The following is a 19,466-nucleotide window of genomic DNA, read 5'->3' as shown; positions in this document are numbered from 1 at the left end:
TCTATGCGAGTTCTGCGCACGCCCGAAGAGCGCTTCGCCAGCCTGCCCGGCTTCCCCTACGAACCCCGCTACGCCGAGGTGCCCGACGGCCTGCGGATGGCCTACGTCGAGGCCGGGCCCGCCGACGGGGAGCCGGTGGTCCTGCTGCACGGCGAGCCCTCCTGGTCGTTCCTCTACCGCGACGTCATGCGGGAGCTCGCGGCGGCCGGGCTGCGCGCGATCGCCGTCGACCTCGTGGGATTCGGCCGCTCCGACAAGCCCGCCGACGTCGGCGACCACAGCTACGCCGGGCACGTGGAGTGGACCCGCTCCCTGCTGTACGACGCGCTCGGCCTGACCGGCGTCACCCTGGTCGGCCAGGACTGGGGCGGCCTGATCGGGCTGCGCCTGGCCGCCGAGCATCCCGATCGCGTCGCCAGGATCGTCGCCGCCAACACGGGCTTGCCGACCGGTGACATTCCCATGCCCGAGGTGTGGCACCGGTTCAAGGACGCGGTGATCAGCGCGCCCGCCCTGGACATCGCCCGGTTCGTCCAGTCCGGCTGCGTCACCGAGCTGGCGCCCGAGGTCCGCGCCGCCTACGACGCCCCCTTCCCCGACGAGACGTACAAGGCGGGACCGCGAGCCATGCCGCCGCTCGTGCCCGCCACGCCCGACGACCCGGCCGCGCCCGCGAACCGCGCCGCCTGGCAGATCCTCACCACACTCGACCGGCCGTTCCTCGTCGCCTTCTCCGACAGCGACCCGATCACCGGCGGCATGGCGCCCATTCTGCGCAGGTCGATGCGGGGAGCGGCGGGCCGGGCCCACCCGGTGATCAACGGCGCGGGGCACTTCCTCCAGGAGGACGCGGGCACCGAACTCGGGCGGCACATAGCGGCTTTCGTGACCTCCACCTAGCGTGTCAGGTCCGCCCAACCGACGGTCCGGTGCGGTATAACCAGGGGCGGACCGGGGAGGCGTGATGCAGGAGTCCAGCAGGACCCGAACCGCGGGACGGGCCGCGATGCGGGATCTGTTCGAACAGGTGCGGCAGCGTTACTTCCGGCTTCCACCGGCCGTCCGGCGCGTGCTGTACGTAGCGGTCCTGATCGGCGCCGTCGGCCTGGCCGCCGCGCTCGGCGGCGACCTCGTCAACACCTTCCTGATCACCGGGGCGGTGCTCTGCTTCGTCGCGCTCACCCTGCGCTTCCCGCGTGCCGCCGCGACCGCGCTGGTCGTCGTGGGCTGGTGCGTGTTGCTCCCGGTCTTCATGATGCTCTTCCCGGTTCCGTCCATGGCCCCCACGCTGCTGCTCGTGCTGGCCCTGCCGGTGGCCGCCGGCGCCCACCTGATCCGCTGGGTGACGCCGTGGGTGTCCGCGCTGCTCGCCTTCGTGGCCGCCGGCGCGCTCGCCGCCGCGCTCTCGCTGGTCTCGGCGAACCTCGCGGTCTGGGTCGCCTACGGCGCCGCCGCCGCCGTCCTCGGCTACCGCTTCCTGCTCGCCCGCAGGGCCAGGTCCGAGATGAGCGCCGAGGAGCAGGTACGCGTACGGGCGCGTGAGGGCAGGCCGGAGCCGGCCCCCGACAAGCAGCCGGCGCTGCCCCAGATCTCCGTCGAGGAGGCGCTCGCCGAGCTCGACAGCATGATCGGTCTGGCCCCGGTCAAGGAGCAGGTCCGCTCGATCGCCGCCTCCATCGAGGCGTCCCGGCTGCGCGCCGAGGCCGGCTACACCGCTGGGCGTCCCACCAGGCACTTCGTCTTCCTCGGCCCGCCCGGCACCGGCAAGACCAGCGTGGCGCGCACCCTCGCGAAGATCTTCTACGCGTTCGGTCTGCTGGAGACGCCCTACGTGGTCGAGGGGCAGCGGGCCGACCTGGTCGGCGAGTTTCTCGGCGCGACCGCGATCAAGACCAATGAGCTGGTGGACAAGGCGCTGGGCGGCGTGCTGTTCATCGACGAGGCCTACGGCCTGGTCAACTCCGGGGACGGCCAGCCCGACCGGTTCGGCGCCGAGGCCGTGCAGACGCTGCTCAAGCGGGCCGAGGACGACCGTGACCGGCTGATCATCATCCTGGCCGGCTACGAGCAGGAGATGACCTCGTTCCTGTCCAGCAACCCCGGCCTGGCCAGCAGGTTCGCCACCAGGGTGCGCTTCCCCACCTACTCGGCGGGCGAGCTGGCCGAGATCACCGAGCTGCTCCAGCGCCGCCGTGGTGACGCGATGGGCCCCGAGGCCAAGGTCAAGCTCCTCGCCCGGTTCGAGGACGTACACCGGCGGGGGCTCGTCGACGAGCTCGGCAACGCCAGGTTCGCGCGCAGCCTCGTCGAGGCGGCCGCCCAGGCCCGCGACGTGCGGGTGGTGGGCGCGGGCGGCACGCCGACCACCGAGGACCTGGTGACGACCACGACCGCCGACGTGACCAAGGCCTTCGACGAGCTGACCGCGCGCTTCCGGGGCTACGTGGCCACCCCCACGCTGGAGGAGGCGCTGGCCGATCTCGACAGGATGGCCGGGCTCGCGCCGGTCAAGCGGCAGGTGCACGCGATCGCCGCGCAGCTCCAGGTGGCCCGCATGCGGCAGGAGCGCGGGCTGCCCACTCCGGCCCAGACCCGCCACTTCGTGTTCGTCGGCCCGCCCGGCACCGGCAAGACCACCGTCGCCAGGGTCGTCGGCCGCGTCTTCGCCGCGCTCGGCCTGCTGGCCAGGCCCGACGTGGTGGAGGCGCACCGGGCCGACCTGGTCGGCCAGCATCTCGGCGCGACCGCGATCAAGACCAACGAGCTGGTGGACCGGGCGCTGGGCGGCGTGCTGTTCATCGACGAGGCGTACAGCCTGGTCAACCCCGGCTACTCCGGGGGCGACGCGTTCGGCGCCGAGGCCGTGCAGACGCTGCTCAAGCGGGCCGAGGACGACCGAGACCGGCTCGTCATCGTGCTGGCCGGCTACCAGCGCGAGATGGACGCCTTCCTCGCCACCAACCCCGGCCTGGCCAGCAGGTTCAGCCAGCGGGTGACGTTCCCCAGCTACTCCCCGGCCGAGCTGTCGGAGATCGCCGTGCTGCTGGCCGAGGAGGCCGGTGACCGCTTCGACGACGACGCGCTGAGCGACCTCGACGAGGTCTTCGCCTGGGTGTGCGACGAGCGGCTGATCGACGGTCTCGGCAACGGCAGGTTCGCCAGGTCGCTGTTCGAGCGCGCGGCCATGCGCCGCGACGTGCGCCTGGCCGCGCTGGCCTCGACCGGCGAGTCCACCAGCTCCGCCGAGCTGACCACCATCACCAGCGACGACGTCCGCACCGCCGTGGACGAACTTTCCGGACGCTAACCAGACACCTCTTTGGCACATGCGTGCGCCCACATGCTCACTTGGTGTAGCAATATGGCGACACAGAGTGTGTGAGGAGGGGCGATGGCGGGGTTCCTGGCCCGCAGGCTGCTCGGCTCCGTGCTGCTGGTGGCCGTGGCGGTCAGCCTCGCCTACCTGCTGGCGGCCGGCGCGCTCGACCCGCGCTCCAACTACGCCGACCGCACCCCGAAGCCGCCGCCCGCCGTCGTCGACGCGCGGCTCACCGAGCTCAACCTCAACGACCGCACCCCACTGCTGGAGCGCTACCTCACCTGGGCGGGCGGGGTGCTGCGCGGCGACTTCGGCAGGAGCGTGACGGGCTCGCCGGTCAACGAGGACCTCGCGCGGCGGGCCGGCGTCACCTTCAGGCTGGTCCTGCTCGGACTGGTCTGCGGGAGCGTGCTCGGCGTGCTCTGCGGTGCGTACGCCGCGGTCAGGCAGTACGGCTGGTTCGACCGGCTGTCGACGGCCCTGGCCTTCGTGCTGCTCGCGGTGCCCGTGGTGGTGCTGGCCAATGTGGCGATCCTGGCCGGCACCTGGGCCAACGACCATGTCTTCGGCCACCGGGTGCTCCTGGTCGGCGGTGAGTACACCGCGGGGCTCGACGCCGGGTTCTGGGGCTCGCTGCTGGACCGGCTGCAGCATCTCGTGCTGCCGACGATCACGCTGTCGCTCGGGCTGGTCGCGGTGTTCAGCCGCTACCAGCGCAACATGATGCTCGACGTGCTCGGCGCCGACTTCGTCCGCACCGCCATGGCCAAAGGGCTGAGCAGGCGCAGGGCGCTCATCCGGCACGGGCTGCGGACAGCGCTGATCCCCGTGGTGACCTACTTCGCCTTCACCTTCGGCGTGCTGCTCACCGGCGCCACCTTCACCGAGAAGATCTTCGGCTGGCACGGGCTGGGGGAGCGCCTGATCAGCTCGATCTTCACCAATGACGTCAACACCGTGGCCGCCATCGCCTGCCTCGCCGCGGTCGCCGTGCTCTGCGCCTCCTTCGCCGCCGACCTGCTGCACGCCGTGCTTGATCCACGGGTGCTCGATCCCCGGGTGAGGGGCGCCGGATGACGCTGTCGGAGGAGGAACTCGCCGAGGAGCGCACCGGGGCCGCCACGGCTCGGGCCGCCCCGCCTTCCCGGCTCAGGGTGGTGGCCGGGCGGTTCTTCGCCTCCCGGCAGGGGCGGATCGGGTTCGCGGTGCTCGCCCTGATGTTCGCGCTCGCGTTCGCCGGTCCGCTGTTCAGCCCGTGGACCTACACCGACAAGGACTTCCTGGCCTTCTTGCGGCCGCCGTCGGCCGGCCACTGGTTCGGCACCTCGCAGACGGGCGCCGACGTCTACGCGATGACGTTGCGCGGCATGCAGCGGTCGCTGCTCGTCGGTCTGCTCGCGGCGCTGGTGTCCACGGCGCTGGCCGCCCTGGTGGGCGCCTTCGCCGGCTACTTCCTCGGCTGGACCGACCGGGTGCTGAGCCGGCTCACCGACCTGCTGCTCGTGCTGCCCGCCTTCCTCATCCTGGCGATGATGTCGCCGCTGTTCGGCGACGGGCAGTGGCCGCTGTTCGTGCTCATGCTGGCGCTGTTCCTGTGGATGGTCACCTCGAAGATCACCCGGGGGATGACGATCTCGCTGAAGCAGCGGGAGTTCATCCAGGCGGCGCGCTTCATGGGCGCGCCGCCGATGAAGATCATTTTCTCTCATGTGCTGCCCAACCTGTCGTCGCTGCTGATCGTCGACGCCACCCTGAACGTCAGCGCGGCCATCCTCACCGAGACCTCCCTGTCCTACTTCGGCTTCGGCATCCAGCCGCCCGACGTCTCCCTCGGCACGCTCATCGCCGACGGCTCCAGGACCGCCGTCTACGCGCCGTGGACGTTCTGGTTCGCCGCCGGGCTGCTCGTGATCACCGTGCTCGCGGTCAACCTCGTCGGTGACGCGCTGCGCGACGCGTTCGACCCCACCGCCAGGAGGTCACGATGAGCCCGGTCCTGGAGGTCGAGCGTCTGGAGGTCTCCTTCGGCGACGTACGCGCCGTGCGCGGGCTGAGCTACACCGTGCGGCAGGGCGAGGTGCTCGGCATCGTCGGCGAGTCCGGCTCCGGCAAGTCGGTGGCCGCCGCCGCCGTCATGGGGCTGCTGCCGCGCGGGGCCAGGGTCGGCGGCTCGGTCCGGCTGCACGGCCAGCAGCTGATCGGCGCCCCCGAACGGGAGCTGACGGCCTTCCGGGGCAAGACCGTGTCGATGGTCTTCCAGGACCCGCTGTCCGCCCTCACGCCCGTCTACCGGGTCGGCGACCAGATCGCCGAGGCCGTGCGCGTGCACCAGAAGGTCAGCAAGGAGCAAGCCCTGGTCAAGGCCGTCGACCTGCTCGACCTGGTCGGCATCCCGGACCCGGGGAAGAGGGCGCTGGCCTTCCCGCACGAGTTCTCCGGCGGCATGCGGCAGCGCGTGGTGATCGCGATGGCCATCGCCAACGACCCGGACGTCATCATCTGCGACGAGCCCACGACCGCGCTCGACGTCACCGTCCAGGCTCAGGTGCTGGAGGCGCTCAAGACGGCGCAGCGCACGACGGGCGCGGCCATCGTCATGATCACGCACGACCTCGGCGTGGTGGCCGGCTTCGCCGACCGCGTGCTCGTGATGTACGCGGGCCGCCCGGTCGAGGTGGGGGACGTGGACGACGTCTATTACCGCACCCGCATGCCGTACACCGTGGGCTTGCTCGGCTCGGTGCCGCGCGTCGACGCCGGCGGGCGGCGGGCGCTGGTGCCGATCGACGGCCACCCGCCCGCGCCCGCCGCGCTCCCGCCCGGCTGCCCGTTCGCGCCACGCTGCCCGATGCGGGTCGAGGCGTGCGACGACCGGGAGCCGCCGCTGTTCGAGGTCGGGGCGGGGCACCAGGCGGCCTGCATCCGCTGGGACGCGGTACGACCGTGGGCGGACGAAAACGACGCGGCACGACCGTGGGCGGACGAAAACGACGCGGTACGACCGTGGACGGACCGAGACGGCGCGGGGTGGCCGGTGGCGCGCGGGCGGCGGCGGGTGCTGGAGGTCGACGGCCTGGTCAAGCACTATCCGGTGGTCAAGGGCGGGATCCTCAAGCGCCGGGTCGGCACCGTGCACGCGGTGGCGGGCGTCAGCTTCGACCTTCGCGAGGGCGAGACCCTGGGCCTGGTCGGCGAGTCCGGCTCCGGCAAGACCACGGCGCTGACGCAGATCCTGGAGCTGGCCCAGCCGCAGGAGGGGCGGGTCGTGGTGCTCGGCAGGGACACCGCCCGGCTCACCCGCGAGCAGCGCACCGCGATCCGGCGTGACATGCAGGTGGTCTTCCAGGACCCGCTGGCCTCCCTCGACCCCCGCATGACGATCTACGACATCCTGGCCGAGCCGCTGCGCACGCACCGCAGGCAGGCGCCGGGGCAGCGGGTGTCCGAGTTGCTGGACCTGGTCGGCCTGGATCCCTCCCACGCCGCCCGCTACCCGCAGGACTTCTCCGGCGGCCAGCGGCAGCGGATCGGCATCGCCCGCGCGCTCGCGCTGGAGCCCCGGCTGCTGGTGCTGGACGAGCCCGTCTCCGCGCTCGACGTGTCGATCCAGGCCGGCGTGATCAACCTGCTCGACGCGCTGCGGGCGAGGCTGGGCCTGTCCTACCTGTTCGTCGCGCACGACCTGGCCGTGGTGCGCTACCTCGCCGACCGGGTGGCCGTGATGTACCTCGGCAGGATCGCCGAGATCGGCCGGGTCGAGGCCGTGTACGGGACTCCCGCCCACCCCTACACCCAGGCGCTGCTGTCGGCGATCCCGCTGCCCGACCCGGTCCGCGAACGTGCCCGCGAGCGGATCCTGCTCGAAGGCGACCTGCCGGACCCGGCCCACCCGCCGTCGGGCTGCCGCTTCCGCACCCGATGCCCGAAGTTCGCCGGGGTGCTGACCGGTGCGGAGCGCACCCTGTGCGTGGACGCCGAACCCGAGATCCGCACCCTCGGCGAGGACCAGGGCGCGGCCTGCCACTACGCCGAGAAGCTCGCAGTCGTCTAGATCCGGAGGAGCCCGCCCATGAAAGCACCTCGCCTGGCCGTCGCCGTGACCGTCGCGCTGTCCCTGACGGCATGCGGCGGAGGCGGCCCGGGAGGGGGCAGCGGCGGGCCCGGCGGCGATGAGACGATCAAGGCGTCCGACATCAACCCGCAGCCCCGTCCCCTGGTCAAGGACGGCGGGACACTGCGCTGGGGCATCAACGAGTTCCCCTCCCAGTGGAACCGCAACCACGTCGACGGCAACCTCGCGATGGCCGCCGTGATCAGCGACGCCCTGCTGCCGTCGCCGTTCGTCTCCGACGACAAGGCACGGATCACCGTCGACCGCGACTACCTCCTCGACGCCACGGTCACCCGGCGGGCTCCGAAGCAGGTCGTCACCTACCGGCTCAACCCCGAGGCCAGATGGTCCGACGGGCGGCCCATCACCTGGGCCGACTACCACACCCAGTGGCACGCGCTGAAAGGCGGCGACCCGGACTTCCACATCGTCTCCTCCACCGGCTACCAGGACATCTCGAAGGTGACGCGGGGCCGGAACGACCACGAGGTCGTGGTGACGTTCGCCAGGCCCTTCGGCGACTGGAAGGCGCTCTTCAGCCCGCTGCTGCCCGCCTCGACCAACAAGACGGCCGAGGCCTTCAACACCGCCTGGCTCAACAAGATCCCCGTGACGGCCGGGCCGTTCAGGTTCGGCGGCTTCGACCAGACCGCCAAGACCATCACCATCGTGCGCGACGACAGCTGGTGGGGCGACAGGGCCAAACTCGACCGGATCATCTACCGCGCCGCCGAGCAGGACTCGCTGATGGGCATGTTCGGCAACGGCGAACTCGACATCGCCGACGTCGGCACCTCGGCGCCCGACTACGCCCGCGCCCGGTCCACCCCGGGCGCGCAGGTGCGGCAGGCCGCGGGTCCCGACTTCCGCCACCTCACCTTCAACGCCTCCAGCGACCTGCTGCAGGACGTGCGCGTACGGCAGGCCGTCCAGCTCGGCATCGACCGGCAGGCCATCGCCCGATCCGACCTGCAGGGCCTCGACTGGCCGAGCACGCCGCTGAACAACCACTTCTTCATGAACACCCAGCAGGGCTACCAGGACAACGCCGGCGACCTCGGCGCCTACGACCCCGAACGGGCCAAGCGCCTGCTCGACCAGGCGGGCTGGAAGCTGACCGGCTCCGTACGGCAGAAGAACGGCCGCCCGCTCGACCTGCGCTTCGTCGTCCCGTCGGGGGTGCAGCTCAGCAAGGCCGAGGGCGAGCTGGCACAGAGCATGCTGACCCGGATCGGGGTGAAGCTCTCCCTCAAGGTGGTGCCGAGCGACGACTTCTTCAGCAAGTACGTGATCCCCGGCAACTTCGACATCACCCCGTTCGCCTACATCGGCACCCCGTACCCGTTGTCCAGCAGCTACGGCGTCTACGCGAACTCGCCCGACGGGACGACGTGGAACGCCAACTTCGGCCGCGTCGGGTCCGACGCCATCGACACCGCCATGGACCGGGCGGCCCAGAACCTGGACCCGGAGCAGGCGCGCGCCGAAGCCAACGCGGCCGACAAGCTCATCTGGCAGCAGGCGAGCGTCCTGCCGCTCTACCAGCGGCCGCAGCTGGTGGCGGTGAAGGAGACCCTGGCCAACGTGGGCGCCCGCGGCTTCCACCGGCTCCGCTACCAGGACATCGGCTTCCTCCGCTGACGGTCCGACCTCCCGGCGTTCCCACCGGGCTGGTCTGTCAGCGGAGCTCTCATCCGGGCTGGTCTATCGGTGTGGGCTCCACCCCTCTCCTGGTTTGTCGGTGTGGGCTTCACCCCCTCTCCTGGTTTGTCGGTGGCCGCGTGTAGAAGTGGGCGGGTGACTATTCAGGTGACCTGGCCCCAGATCCTGGCCTGGCGGCTGCGCAGGCAGTTCGTGAGCGGGCCCGGCGCCTCCGGTGCCGTGGAGGTCGCCGGCAGGTTGTGCGGTGTGCAGGCGCAGGTGCCCTCCTCCGCCCAGCTCGCCGTCGCGGTCAGGAGCGCCGAGCCCGACCCCGGCGGCGTCGACCGGGCCCTGTGGGCCGACCGTACTCTCGCCAAGACCTGGCTCATGCGCGGCGGCACCCTGCACCTCGTGCCCGCCGGCGACCTGGCCGACCATTGCGCTGCCCTCAGCACGCTCCGGTTCTGGGAGAAGGGCTCCTGGCTGCGCGGCCACGGCGTCACCGCCGCCGAGATGGCCGCGATCATCGAGGCCGTCCCGCAGGCCCTCGGCGACGTGCCGAAGACCAGGCAGGAACTGGTCGACGCGGTGGTCCGGCTGACCGGAGACGCCCATCTCCGGGAGGCGCTCACCTCCGGCTGGGGCGTGCTGCTCAAGCCACTCAGCAGGCTCGGCGAGCTGTGCTACGGCCCGCCCCGCGAGGGCAGGGTCACCTTCACCGCGCCGCGTCACTGGCTGCGCGGCTGGCCGGCGGAGCTGCCGCCGCATGAGGAGGCGGGCCTGCGGGTGGCGCGCGCGTTCCTGGCCGCCCACGGGCCGGCGACGCCCGAGATGTTCGACGCCTGGCTCTTCGGCGGCACCGCCAGGAAGGCCGTGCTCAAGGGATGGTTCCGGGACCTCGCGCCCGAGCTGACCGAGGTGGAGGCGGACGACGGCCGCACCCTGCTGGCCCTGACCGCTCACCTGGACGCGCTGGCCGCCACCCGGCCCTCGGACGAGGTGCACCTGTTGCCGGGCTTCGACCAGTTCATCCTCGCCGCGCCCCGCGCTCTGGAGGCCCTCATCCCGGCGGCGGTGAAGACGAAGGTCAGCCGACAGGCAGGCTGGATCTCCCCCGTGGTGATCTACCGGGGGAGGGTCACGGGAGTCTGGGAGGCCAAGGACGGTCAGGTCGCCACGGACCTGTTCGAGCCGGTGCCACCGGACCAGATGAAGGCGGCCGTCACCCGCATCGAGTCGCTGCTGCGGCCTCCCCACTGAGCGGAGAATGCCGGGGCCCCAGCAGGAGTCGTCCGTAGACAGGGCGGAGTTCGCCGAGGGGACCGGCGGGCGAGGTTCGTGGACCCAGCGCGGATCGCCTGGGGCCGGGAGGGCGATCGTGGGACACTTGGCCGTATGTTGCGCCCGTTCCGCCAGGTCGACGTGTTCGCTGAGACGCCCTACCACGGCAACCCGCTCGCCGTCGTGCTCGACGCCGCCGGGTTGAGCACCGAGGAGATGGCGCGGTTCGCCAACTGGACCAACCTGTCCGAGACCACGTTTCTGCTCCCGCCCACCACGCCAGAGGCGGACTACCGGGTCCGCATCTTCACCCCCTCCAGCGAGCTGCCCTTCGCCGGGCATCCCACGCTCGGCAGCTGCCACGCCTGGCTGGAGGCCGGCGGCGTCCCCCGCGACCCGCGCACGGTCGTCCAGGAGTGCGGCGCCGGGCTGGTCCGCATCCGCGACGAGGGCGCCTGGCACGCCTTCGCCGCGCCGCCGCTGCTGCGGTCGGGGCCGGTGGAGGAGGACTTCCTGGCAGAGCTCGCCCGGGCACTCGGCATCGGCAGGGACGAGATCGTCGACGCGGAGTGGGCCGACAACGGCCCCGGCTGGGTGGCGCTCCTGCTCAGGGACGCCGACGCGGTGCTCGCCCTGAAGCCGGGGTCGGTCCCGGCGGACATCGGCGTCGTCGGGCTCTACCCGCCGGGATCGCCGCACGCCTACGAGGTGCGAGCGTTCTTCCCCCTCGGGGGCAGCACGACGGAGGACCCGGTCACCGGCAGCCTGAACGCCTCCGTCGCCCAGTGGCTCCTGCGCACCGGCCGCGTCACCGCCCCCTATACCGCCCGCCAGGGCACGGCCCTCGGCCGCACCGGACAGATCCACATCACCTCAGCGGGCCAGGACGTCTGGGTGGGCGGCCCCGCCATCACCTGCGTCACCGGCCACGTCGACCTCTGACACCCGGGCCGTCGGCGGTCACGCCGGGGCCCTGACGCCGTGCCCGGCGGTGGTCGCGTCGAGTCTTGACGACGCTCGCCCGTTCAGTGGGGGAGCCGGGTGCTGAAGCGGACCTCGTCGCCCGGTCTGAGCTGGGCGGCGATGGCCAGGTCGGCCTCTGACACCACCGCGATCACCGGGTAGCCGCCCGTGGGCGGGTGGTCGGTGAGGAAGACGATCGGCTGCCCGCTCGGCGGCACCTGCACCGCGCCGGTGACCATGCCCTCGCTCGGCAGCTCGCCCTCCTTGGCCCGCGCCAGCTCGGGGCCGCGCAGCCGCACCCCCACGCGGTTGCTGTCCTGACTCACTTCGTACGGTCCCGCGCACAGGGCCGCGAGCGCGCCGGGCACGAACCAGTCCTCGCGCGGCCCCGCCAGCACCCGCAGCACCGCCGCCCCGGGGGGCCGCGGCGGCGCCAGATCCACCCGGATGTCCTCCAATCCCGCGACCGCCCCCACAGGCACCCCTCGCCGCATTCCCACCGGCACCACCATGCCGGGGCGCAGAGGCGGGGGCCCGAGGCCGGACAGCGAGTCGGTGGAGCGGCTGCCCAGCACCGGCTCCACCGCGATCCCCCCGCGAACGGCCAGGTAGGTGCGCAGCCCCCACGAAGGCGCCCCCAGCCGCACCTCACCCCCTTCCGGAACCCAGAACGGCGCCCCTATCCCCGGATCGCGGGCCGTGCTCCACACCGGGCACGGCGCCCCGGCCAGCGCCACCCACGCCCCGGCCAGGAACCGCAGCCGTGCCAGCCCGAACGTCAGCTCGATCCCCGCCAGCCCCTCGGGGTTGCCGACGAGCCGGTTCGCCAGCCGCAGGCTCGCCGCGTCGGCGGCTCCGGAGCCGGGCACGCCCAGGTGGGCGTGGCCGTGCCGCCCCAGATCCTGGACGGTCGCGTACGGACCGGGCGCGAGCACCTCGATCATGCCGCCTCGAACCGCACGCGCGTGCCGGGGCTGAACGGCGTGGGCGGGTCGGCGGTGACGTCCCAGACCCGCGATCCGGTACGGCCGAGCAGCCGCCACCCGCCGGGGGAGGCCGTCGGGTAGACGGCGGAGTAGGGGCCGGCGATCGCCACCGAACCGGCGGGCACCGACGTGCGCGGCGTCTCCAGCCGGGGCGTGTGCAGCACCGGGTCCAGGCCGATCAGGTAGGCGAACCCGGGCGAGAACCCCAGCCAGCCGACCACCAGCTCGCGGCCGGTGTGCCGGGCGATCACCTCGTCGGCGGAGATCCCGGCCATCCGGGCCACCGCCTGGAGATCCTCCCCGTCATAGATCACCGGGATCGTCACCACGTCCGCGGCGGCCTCCGCGGGTTCCCCGCCCTTCCCGCTCTCCGCGCAGCCGGCCAGCAGCTCACCCAGCCGGGTCCGCAACCGGCCCTGGTCGGCTCCCGGAGCCACCACCAGGACCGTCTCAGGGCCGGGCACGACCTCAACGACCCCCTCGGGCCGATCGGCCCGCAGCGCGGCGTCCAGGCGGTGCGACAGGTCCAGCGCCCGGGTCTCCACGAGCAGCGCATGCTCCCCGGCCCGCCGGATCACCGCCTCACCACCCGATCCCGAGCCCAGCCGGGGACCCGGCCGGAGCCTGGCCCCGCCCCGCACCCGGCCGGCGCCGGACCAGAGCCCGGTCCTGGCGCGGTGGCGTGGTCATGCGAAGGCCTGCAGCACCACTCCGGCCTCCAGCAGGCCGTCGCGCACGGCGCGGGCCAGGCTCACGGCGTCCGGGGTGTCGCCGTGCACGCAGATCGAGCGGGCCGAGACCGGAACCTGCAGGCCGTCGGCGGACGTCACCGTGTGCTCGACCGCCATCCGGACGGCGCGGGAGGAGACCGCCTCGGGGTCGTGGATCACCGCGCCGGGCTCGCGCCGCGACACCAGAGCGCCGGCCGAGGTGTAGGCGCGGTCGGCGAACGCCTCGCTGACGGTGGGGACGCCCTCGGCCGCCGCCACCTCGTGCACGACCGACGCGGGCAGGGTCAACACCGGTAGCGACAGGTCGTAGTCGGCGACCGCGTCGATCACCGCGGCGGCCTGCTCCCGGTCGCGGCAGATCCGGTTGTAGAGGGCGCCGTGCGGTTTCACGTACGAGACCCGGCCGCCCATCGCCCGCGCGATGCCGTCGACGGCGGCGAGCTGGTAGAGCACCTCGGCGCAGAGCTCCTCCGGCTCCACCTCCATCTCCCGGCGCCCGAAGTGCGCCAGGTCGCGGTAGGACACCTGCGCGCCGATCGTCACGCCGCGGTCGACGGCGGCCGCGCAGGTGCGCCTGATCGTCACCGGATCGCCGGCGTGGAATCCGCACGCGACGTTGGCGCTCGTGACGATGTCGAGCAGCGCCGTGTCGTCGCCGAGCCGCCAGATGCCGAAGCCCTCGCCGAGGTCCGCGTTGAGGTCGATCACCATGGACTCCATCATGGCGGTAGGACTACCTCGGCGCGACGAAGAGGGTCTGAGTCGCGGTGCCCACTTCACCGCTCTGGTCGTACAGGATCGAGCGGGTCAGGCCGCGGCCGGACGGGCCGATGACCGTCTCGGCGTCCAGGCACATCCACTCCCCGGCCGGTGATCTGAACAGCGAGATCGTGAGGTCGACGTTCACGAACAGGTGGGTGTCGAAGTCGAGGGCGAAGCTGATGCCGTTGCCGCTGTCGGCGAACAGCGCCAGCCGCTCCGTGGCCGTGATCTCCTCGCCCTCGACCAGCGGCATCCTGAGCCTGCCCCAGGCGGCGGCGGGCCCGACCGCCATGGGCGTGCCGCGGGCGAAGCGCCACTCGGTCGCCCTGCCGTAGCCGAAGCCGGTGGACAGCCAGCTGTCGGTGGGCGCGTCGGGGAGGGGCGGCGGGGCCTGCGCGGGGGTCGCGGGGGTGGCGGCCTCGCGGATGCGCCAGGCCGAGGCCCTGGCGTGCTCGCGTCCGCCGCAGAACACCGCCGCCGACAGGCACTGCACCCGCTTTCCATCCCGTACGACGTCGGTGCGGACCTCCAGCTCACCCACGGGCACGGGGGCGAACACGTCGACGGCGAGCCTGGACAGCTCCAGGCCGGGGCGCGGGGCGGTCATCGCCAGCTCGTGCGCGATGAGCGCGGTCACCGGTCCCATGTGCTGCGTGGCGGGGTCCCAGGGGCCCTGGGTGTGCTCGGCTGCCTGATAGCGCCTGGGGGCCAGGCGGGTGTACATCGACATGCGGTCGAATCTAGAGCTCGTCGGGAATGTCGGCGATGTCGTCGAGGGCCGCCGCCAGCTCCGCCGGATGGTCGCCGATCCGCTCGGCGATCTCCATGAGCACGTGCAGCACGTCGTGCCGGTCGTGGCCCAGGTCGAGCAGGCGCTGGGCGGCCTCCCAGAGCTGCGGCGGATCGCCCTCCCACATCCGGGTGGCGATCTCCTCGTGCCAGGCGAGGTGCTCCTCGTCGAGCGTGCCCCCGTGGTCGATCTCCAGCAGCACCCGCCTGTCGGCCTCGTCGGCGGGGTTGAGCCGGTCCAGGTCGACGCCGTTGTGCGTGCCCTGCAGGAACGGGAACGCGAAGGCCCGCCTGGCCAGCGCGGACAGGTCGCCGTCGGGCAGCAGCCGCTCCAGCAGGGGGCGGTCCAGGCCGAACGACGTCGGGTCCCGGTAGGCCTCCGGGAACTTGCCGATGGCCTCCCACACCGCGTCCAGGGTGGCCTTCAGCCCCGTCTCGGGCAGCCCGGTGCGGTGCGCGGCGAAACGGACCCAGGCGGCCAGGACGTGCGGCATGGCCTCCTGCTCGGCCACCGACAGCATCACCTTGCGGGGCAGCCAGTCGAGCAGGAACGTCTCGCACTTGGTCGGGCTGACCCGCAGCGGCCTGCTGAAGTCCCGCTCGCAGCCGTAGTCGATGATGTGGTCGGCGCACCGGGAGGCCGCCGACGGGTCCGACAGGTGCTCGGCCGCGTCGGAGGCGAGGAACTCCGCCGCCAGCATGGCCCGCCGCTCACGGCTGTACGGGGCCTCGATGTGCAGCGGCGCGGGGCGTTTGCGGCCGGGTGGCAGCGCCTTCAGCCGGGCACGGGCGAAGGCGTGGTAGGCGCTGTAGCTGTCGCTGACGGGCGGCGGCGTCTTGGGCTCCTTGGTGGCCTTCATGGCCGACTCCAGCAGCGCCCTGGCCTGCTGGGGCTCGATCTCCTCGAACAGCAGCATCGGGTTGCCGACCGCCTCGGCCCTGGCCTGCTCCAGCAGCTTGTCGACGTGGGAGGAGACCCAGGCGTCGCGCGCCATGCCGGACATGTTGTGGTCGACGACCATGACGAGCGCGTGGCGGTCCTGGCCGTGCCTCGGGGTCTCGTTCTCGTTCCAGCGGTAGGCGAACGTGCAGATCACCGTGTCCTGGTCGCCGTAGGCGTCGCGGGAGACGTAGCAGCCGGTGTGCTTGACCGCGCCGACCCGGTCCGCCCAGCCCGGCCGCGCCACGCCCGACTCCATCATCGCCAGCGCCGCGCCCTCCGCCTTGGCGCCCTGCCGCGACGTGCCGAGATAGGCCAGGCAGATCAGCAGCGTCAGCGACGCCGGGGTGCCGGCCTTGGCGGCGTAGTCGACGAGCCCCTCACCGAGGACCTGTTCGACGTCGCCGCCCCGCACCGGTCTGCCCCACCAGGCGCCGACCATGTCGGAGACCATCAGCTCCGCGTCGAGCGGGCTGCGTACGGCAAGCAGCTCGCGGGCCGCCTGCACCATCTCCTTGAACACATCGTCGGGCGGGGTGCTCTCCCGGGGGTCTCGTCGGTGTCGGCGCACGCCCTCACTCTCTCGCATTCCAGGCGTAAACGGTGCGTAGAACGCGGCCTGGTGACTTCGATGTTATCGAGGGCTCCGCGGCGGTGGCGCGGAGTTGACGATCGCGAGCAGGTGTTCGCGGGCGATCCGTTCGACGATCTCGGGCGTTGCCGTGATGCCGAGGTGATGCGCGCAGGCGCACACGTCGTCGACACACCTGTCGATCGTGTCCACGGGCACGGTCAGGAACTCTTCGGCGAGTCTGAGACTGACCGGTTCCTTGAGCAAGCGTGTGGCCAGAGCGAGCATAGATGTGAGATTCCTCCGTACGCCCGGGGCAAACCCCCAGGAATGGACGCAGGCGACTTGCGCTCCCATTTCATCTTTTCTCGGGCGACTGTCAAGCCTCCGCAACGCCTTTGTTCGCTTCTCGGGAACGGCTTTCGTGCGAAGCTGTTCCCATGCGCATCCAGCTCGCCCAGCGCGCCGAGGCCGACGACCTGCTCGGCCGCAGCCCGCTCGCCCTGCTCATCGGCATGCTGCTCGATCAGCAGGTGCCGATGGAGTGGGCGTTCACGGGGCCCTACACCATTTCTGAGCGGCTCGGGCACGAACTGACCGCCGAAGAGATAGCCTCCTATGATCCTGAGGCGTTCGTGGCGCTGCTGGCCGCAAAGCCGGCGGTCCACCGCTACCCCAAGTCGATGGCGGCGCGCGTGCAGCAACTCGCCGCCTACCTGGTCGAGCACTATGACGGCGAGGCCGAGCGGCTCTGGGAAGACGTGGCGGACGGCAAAGGGTTGCTGAAGCGGCTGCAGGAGTTGCCGGGTTACGGCAAGCAGAAGGCCCAGATCTTTCTGGCATTGCTGGGCAAACAGCTGGGGGTCCAACCGCCAGGATGGCGGGAGGCCGCCGGTCCCTACGGCGAGGAGGGCGCTTACCGGTCGGTCGCCGACGTGGTCGACGCCGACACGCTGGTCAGGGTCCGAGCCGCCAAACAGGAGGCCAAGCAGGCGGCGAAGGCCAAGTAGCCTGATCTTGCTGCGCAACGTGGAGCGATTTTGACAGGATGCGTTGACCGTATGGCGGCCGGGGCTTCCGTCCGCGCATGCCCATCGCCGATGATGTACTGCAGAATCCGGTCGCCCGGAGCTGCGCTACGCCGATACACGATTATGGAGATGTGCCGCGTGGGAGACCCTGGCACGCGACGGAGGTGCCGACCATGAGCGCCGAGACCTCCGTTCCCCGTCCCCGGGAGTCGGATGTGGACATCTCAGACTCCGCCCTCCTCAAGGGCCTGCTGTCCGAGGCAGAGTTCGCCTTTGCCTTCTTCGACGTCGACGGCCGCATCCAGCGGGTCAACGACGTGTTCACCGACGTCGTCGGTGTCCCGGCCGAGCGGCTGCTGGGCCGCGCCTCGGCCGAGGCGCTGACCGCCGAGATCGGTCAGGTCGTCACACAGAGCTTCCAGACGGTCATCGGCAGTGGCGGGCCGGTCGCGGAGCGGCGCGTGCGGGTGCGCTCGCCGGAGGGCGAGAACCGCCACTGGTCGATGTCGTTCTCCCCGGTGCACGACGAGTCCGGCGAGCTGCTGGCCGTCGCGATGCTCGGGCTCGACGTGACCGAGAGCCGCCAGGTCGAGGAGGACCTGCGCCGCAGCGAGGAGCGCTATCGCTCGCTGGTCGAGGCGCAGTCGCAGCTCGTCTGGATCACCTCCCCCACCGGCACGGTGGTCGAGGACGCGCCGCAGTGGCGCGCGATCACCGGCCAGGGCCTGGAGGAGTATCTCGCCTACGGCTGGCTGGAGGCGGTCCACCAGGAGGAGCGCCAGCAGACCGAAGAGGCCTGGAAGGAGGCGCTGCGCGGCCGGACCATGTTCGAGTGGAACTACCGCGTGCGCACCAGGGCCAGCGGTTTCCGCCACTTCGAGGTGCGCGCGGTGCCGATCATCCGGCACGGCCGGGTCGTGGAGTGGGTGGGCGCCAACACCGACGTGACGCCCCAGCGTGAGGCCGAGGAGATGCGGGGCAGGCTGACCGACCAGCTCGGCGCCGCCGCCCTGCGCACCGCCCGGCTGCAGGGCGCCACCGCCCAGCTCGCCGAGGCGCTCACGGTCGAGCAGGTGGTGCAGGTCATCATCGACGTCGGCCGCACCGCGCTGGCCGCGGACCGTTCCGCCGTGGCGCTGCTCGACACCGACCGCGCGGCGCTCAAGCTGATCAACGGCGAGGGCGTCCCCGAGGCGTCCGGGTCCTCCGGCGAGGAGATCCCGCTGTCTCACACCAGCGTGATGACCATGGCGGTCAACAGCCGCAGGCCGTTCTTCGCCGAGTCGCCCGTCAGCCTGAAGCTGCAGCTTCTCGAGGCGGGCGGCGACAAGGACGTGCTGAGCACCTACCTCGCCAACAGCGACGAGCGGGCCTGGGTGGGGCTGCCGCTGCTCGCCGCCGGCCGGGCGCTGGGCGCGCTGCGCTTCTCGTTCACCAGGCCGCAGAAGATCTCGCAGGAGGACGGCGTCTTCCTGGAGGCGCTGGCCGGCCAGTGCGCGCTGGCGGTGGAGCGCGCCACATTGTTCGAGCGCGAGCACCGCACCGCCGAGACGCTGCAGCGCAGCCTGCTGCCCGACCGCCTGCCGGTCATCAAGGGCCTTGAGCTGGCCCAGCGCTTCCGCTCGGGCAGCCGCCACGTGCAGGTCGGCGGCGACTGGTACGACGCCTTCGTGCTGCAGGACGGCCGGGTCGCGGCCGTCGTGGGCGACGTCATGGGCAAGGGCGTCAAGGCCGCGGCCGGCATGGGCCGCATCCGCAACGCCATGCGCGCGCTGGCGCTGACCAACCCGCCGCCCGCGGCCGTGCTGACGGGCCTCGACAGGGTCTTCGACGCGACCGAGGAGGAGGAGCAGGTCACCACCCTCGCCTACATGGTGGTCGAGCCGGTCACCGGCGAGGGCACACTGGCGCTCGCGGGTCACCCGCCACCCGTCCTGGTCTCTCCGCAGGGCACGGCGATTCTCTGCGACGCCGAGCCGGGCACTCCGCTAGGCTGGCCGACCAGCCGAAGGCAGTTCCGCTTCGTAGTGCCGCCCGGCCATACCGCCGTGCTCTACTCCGACGGACTGGTGGAGAACCGCAAGCGCGGGCTGGATGCCGGACTCGCAGAGATTTGCAGTGTTGTGACCGAAGCGCCGCCTGAGGTGGTCGGAAGTCCGCACATGCTGCTGGACTTCCTGGTTGACCGGATGCTGTCGGGATATGAACAGGATGATGACGTTACCGCCCTGGCCATTCACGTGCCGCCTGCCACGAAGAGTGACTGAATGAATCAGTCATAAGGGTTGCTTTCGGGTATCAGTGCCGCCCTTACGTACGCACTACTACTTGGGTCGGCCTA

16 protein-coding genes are annotated in these 19,466 nt (G+C 71.9%); 10 read left to right on the top strand and 6 right to left on the bottom strand.

Annotation, left to right across the window (positions count from 1 at the left end; genetic code table 11):
* The first annotated feature begins 3 nt into the window (after nt 1-3).
* The 8 genes from ACIBQX_RS12130 to ACIBQX_RS12095 all read left to right on the top strand — a co-directional run bounded on the left by ACIBQX_RS12130 (nt 4) and on the right by ACIBQX_RS12095 (nt 11,294).
* Nucleotides 4-900, top strand: a complete 897-nt coding sequence (locus ACIBQX_RS12130; protein WP_397003418.1) for a haloalkane dehalogenase — start codon at nt 4-6, stop codon at nt 898-900.
* Nucleotides 901-964: 64 nt separating this feature from the next.
* Entirely contained in the window at nt 965-3,307 is a 2,343-nt protein-coding gene (locus tag ACIBQX_RS12125) for an AAA family ATPase (protein WP_397003416.1), read from the top strand.
* A gap of 84 nt (nt 3,308-3,391) precedes the next feature.
* Nucleotides 3,392-4,396 carry an ABC transporter permease gene (locus ACIBQX_RS12120; protein ID WP_397003414.1) on the top strand — a complete coding sequence of 335 codons (1,005 nt, stop codon included), beginning with the start codon at nt 3,392-3,394 and terminating at the stop codon, nt 4,394-4,396.
* Entirely contained in the window at nt 4,393-5,307 is a 915-nt protein-coding gene (locus tag ACIBQX_RS12115; RefSeq protein ID WP_397003412.1) for an ABC transporter permease, read from the top strand. Before ACIBQX_RS12120 ends, ACIBQX_RS12115 begins: the two co-directional genes overlap by 4 nt.
* Nucleotides 5,304-7,370, top strand: coding sequence for a dipeptide ABC transporter ATP-binding protein (locus tag ACIBQX_RS12110; protein WP_397003410.1), 2,067 nt, complete (start codon nt 5,304-5,306; stop codon nt 7,368-7,370). The genes ACIBQX_RS12115 and ACIBQX_RS12110 overlap by 4 nt, the downstream gene beginning before the upstream one ends.
* Nucleotides 7,371-7,388: 18 nt before the next feature.
* Complete coding sequence (locus tag ACIBQX_RS12105; protein WP_397003408.1) at nt 7,389-9,071, top strand: ABC transporter family substrate-binding protein; 1,683 nt, start codon at nt 7,389-7,391, stop codon at nt 9,069-9,071.
* Nucleotides 9,072-9,227: 156 nt separating this feature from the next.
* Nucleotides 9,228-10,331 (top strand): DNA glycosylase AlkZ-like family protein, encoded by a 1,104-nt coding sequence (locus tag ACIBQX_RS12100; protein ID WP_397003406.1) that lies wholly within the window; start codon nt 9,228-9,230, stop codon nt 10,329-10,331.
* Nucleotides 10,332-10,466: 135 nt separating this feature from the next.
* Nucleotides 10,467-11,294, top strand: coding sequence for a PhzF family phenazine biosynthesis protein (locus ACIBQX_RS12095; RefSeq protein ID WP_397003404.1), 828 nt, complete (start codon nt 10,467-10,469; stop codon nt 11,292-11,294).
* An 83-nt stretch (nt 11,295-11,377) separates the two neighbouring features.
* Here ACIBQX_RS12095 and ACIBQX_RS12090 read toward each other — a convergent pair whose 3' ends face one another.
* The 6 genes from ACIBQX_RS12090 to ACIBQX_RS12065 all read right to left on the bottom strand — a co-directional run bounded on the left by ACIBQX_RS12090 (nt 11,378) and on the right by ACIBQX_RS12065 (nt 16,382).
* The gene (locus ACIBQX_RS12090; RefSeq protein ID WP_397003402.1) at nt 11,378-12,259 is read right to left on the bottom strand and encodes a biotin-dependent carboxyltransferase family protein; all 882 of its coding nucleotides are present in this window, start codon (nt 12,257-12,259) and stop codon (nt 11,378-11,380) included.
* Nucleotides 12,256-12,879 carry an allophanate hydrolase subunit 1 gene (locus ACIBQX_RS12085; RefSeq protein WP_397003400.1) on the bottom strand — a complete coding sequence of 208 codons (624 nt, stop codon included), beginning with the start codon at nt 12,877-12,879 and terminating at the stop codon, nt 12,256-12,258. The genes ACIBQX_RS12090 and ACIBQX_RS12085 overlap by 4 nt, the downstream gene beginning before the upstream one ends.
* A gap of 108 nt (nt 12,880-12,987) precedes the next feature.
* Nucleotides 12,988-13,743 carry a LamB/YcsF family protein gene (locus ACIBQX_RS12080; RefSeq protein ID WP_397003398.1) on the bottom strand — a complete coding sequence of 252 codons (756 nt, stop codon included), beginning with the start codon at nt 13,741-13,743 and terminating at the stop codon, nt 12,988-12,990.
* Between the two features lie 22 nt (nt 13,744-13,765).
* Entirely contained in the window at nt 13,766-14,524 is a 759-nt protein-coding gene (locus ACIBQX_RS12075; protein WP_397003396.1) for a thioesterase family protein, read from the bottom strand.
* A gap of 10 nt (nt 14,525-14,534) precedes the next feature.
* Nucleotides 14,535-16,034, bottom strand: a complete 1,500-nt coding sequence (locus ACIBQX_RS12070; protein ID WP_397003869.1) for a hypothetical protein — start codon at nt 16,032-16,034, stop codon at nt 14,535-14,537.
* Between the two features lie 123 nt (nt 16,035-16,157).
* Nucleotides 16,158-16,382, bottom strand: a complete 225-nt coding sequence (locus tag ACIBQX_RS12065; protein WP_397003394.1) for a hypothetical protein — start codon at nt 16,380-16,382, stop codon at nt 16,158-16,160.
* A 152-nt stretch (nt 16,383-16,534) separates the two neighbouring features.
* Between ACIBQX_RS12065 and ACIBQX_RS12060 the strand changes: the two genes are divergently transcribed.
* A complete protein-coding gene (locus tag ACIBQX_RS12060; RefSeq protein WP_397003392.1) occupies nt 16,535-17,104 on the top strand; it encodes an HhH-GPD-type base excision DNA repair protein in 570 nt (189 codons plus the stop codon).
* Nucleotides 17,105-17,298: 194 nt separating this feature from the next.
* On the top strand, nt 17,299-19,392 hold the full coding sequence (locus tag ACIBQX_RS12055) for a SpoIIE family protein phosphatase (protein ID WP_397003390.1): 2,094 nt from the start codon (nt 17,299-17,301) through the stop codon (nt 19,390-19,392).
* The last annotated feature ends 74 nt before the right edge of the window (nt 19,393-19,466 follow it).

This window comes from Nonomuraea sp. NPDC049714 (assembly GCF_044465295.1).
Taxonomy (GTDB): Bacteria; Actinomycetota; Actinomycetes; order Streptosporangiales; family Streptosporangiaceae; genus Nonomuraea.
The sequence above is the reverse complement of the archived record's forward strand: the minus strand, read 5'-3'. Positions and strand labels throughout refer to the sequence as shown.

Coding starts and splice junctions, on each gene's coding strand:
- ACIBQX_RS12060 (WP_397003392.1), top strand. CDS start 16,535: ATGCGCATCCAGCTCGCCCAGCGCGCCGAGGCCGACGACCTGCTCGGC.
- ACIBQX_RS12125 (WP_397003416.1), top strand. CDS start 965: ATGCAGGAGTCCAGCAGGACCCGAACCGCGGGACGGGCCGCGATGCGG.
- ACIBQX_RS12090 (WP_397003402.1), bottom strand. CDS start 12,259: ATGATCGAGGTGCTCGCGCCCGGTCCGTACGCGACCGTCCAGGATCTG.
- ACIBQX_RS12110 (WP_397003410.1), top strand. CDS start 5,304: ATGAGCCCGGTCCTGGAGGTCGAGCGTCTGGAGGTCTCCTTCGGCGAC.
- ACIBQX_RS12065 (WP_397003394.1), bottom strand. CDS start 16,382: ATGCTCGCTCTGGCCACACGCTTGCTCAAGGAACCGGTCAGTCTCAGA.
- ACIBQX_RS12080 (WP_397003398.1), bottom strand. CDS start 13,743: ATGGTGATCGACCTCAACGCGGACCTCGGCGAGGGCTTCGGCATCTGG.
- ACIBQX_RS12070 (WP_397003869.1), bottom strand. CDS start 16,034: ATGGTGCAGGCGGCCCGCGAGCTGCTTGCCGTACGCAGCCCGCTCGAC.
- ACIBQX_RS12130 (WP_397003418.1), top strand. CDS start 4: ATGCGAGTTCTGCGCACGCCCGAAGAGCGCTTCGCCAGCCTGCCCGGC.
- ACIBQX_RS12055 (WP_397003390.1), top strand. CDS start 17,299: ATGAGCGCCGAGACCTCCGTTCCCCGTCCCCGGGAGTCGGATGTGGAC.
- ACIBQX_RS12095 (WP_397003404.1), top strand. CDS start 10,467: ATGTTGCGCCCGTTCCGCCAGGTCGACGTGTTCGCTGAGACGCCCTAC.
- ACIBQX_RS12075 (WP_397003396.1), bottom strand. CDS start 14,524: ATGTCGATGTACACCCGCCTGGCCCCCAGGCGCTATCAGGCAGCCGAG.
- ACIBQX_RS12105 (WP_397003408.1), top strand. CDS start 7,389: ATGAAAGCACCTCGCCTGGCCGTCGCCGTGACCGTCGCGCTGTCCCTG.
- ACIBQX_RS12120 (WP_397003414.1), top strand. CDS start 3,392: ATGGCGGGGTTCCTGGCCCGCAGGCTGCTCGGCTCCGTGCTGCTGGTG.
- ACIBQX_RS12115 (WP_397003412.1), top strand. CDS start 4,393: ATGACGCTGTCGGAGGAGGAACTCGCCGAGGAGCGCACCGGGGCCGCC.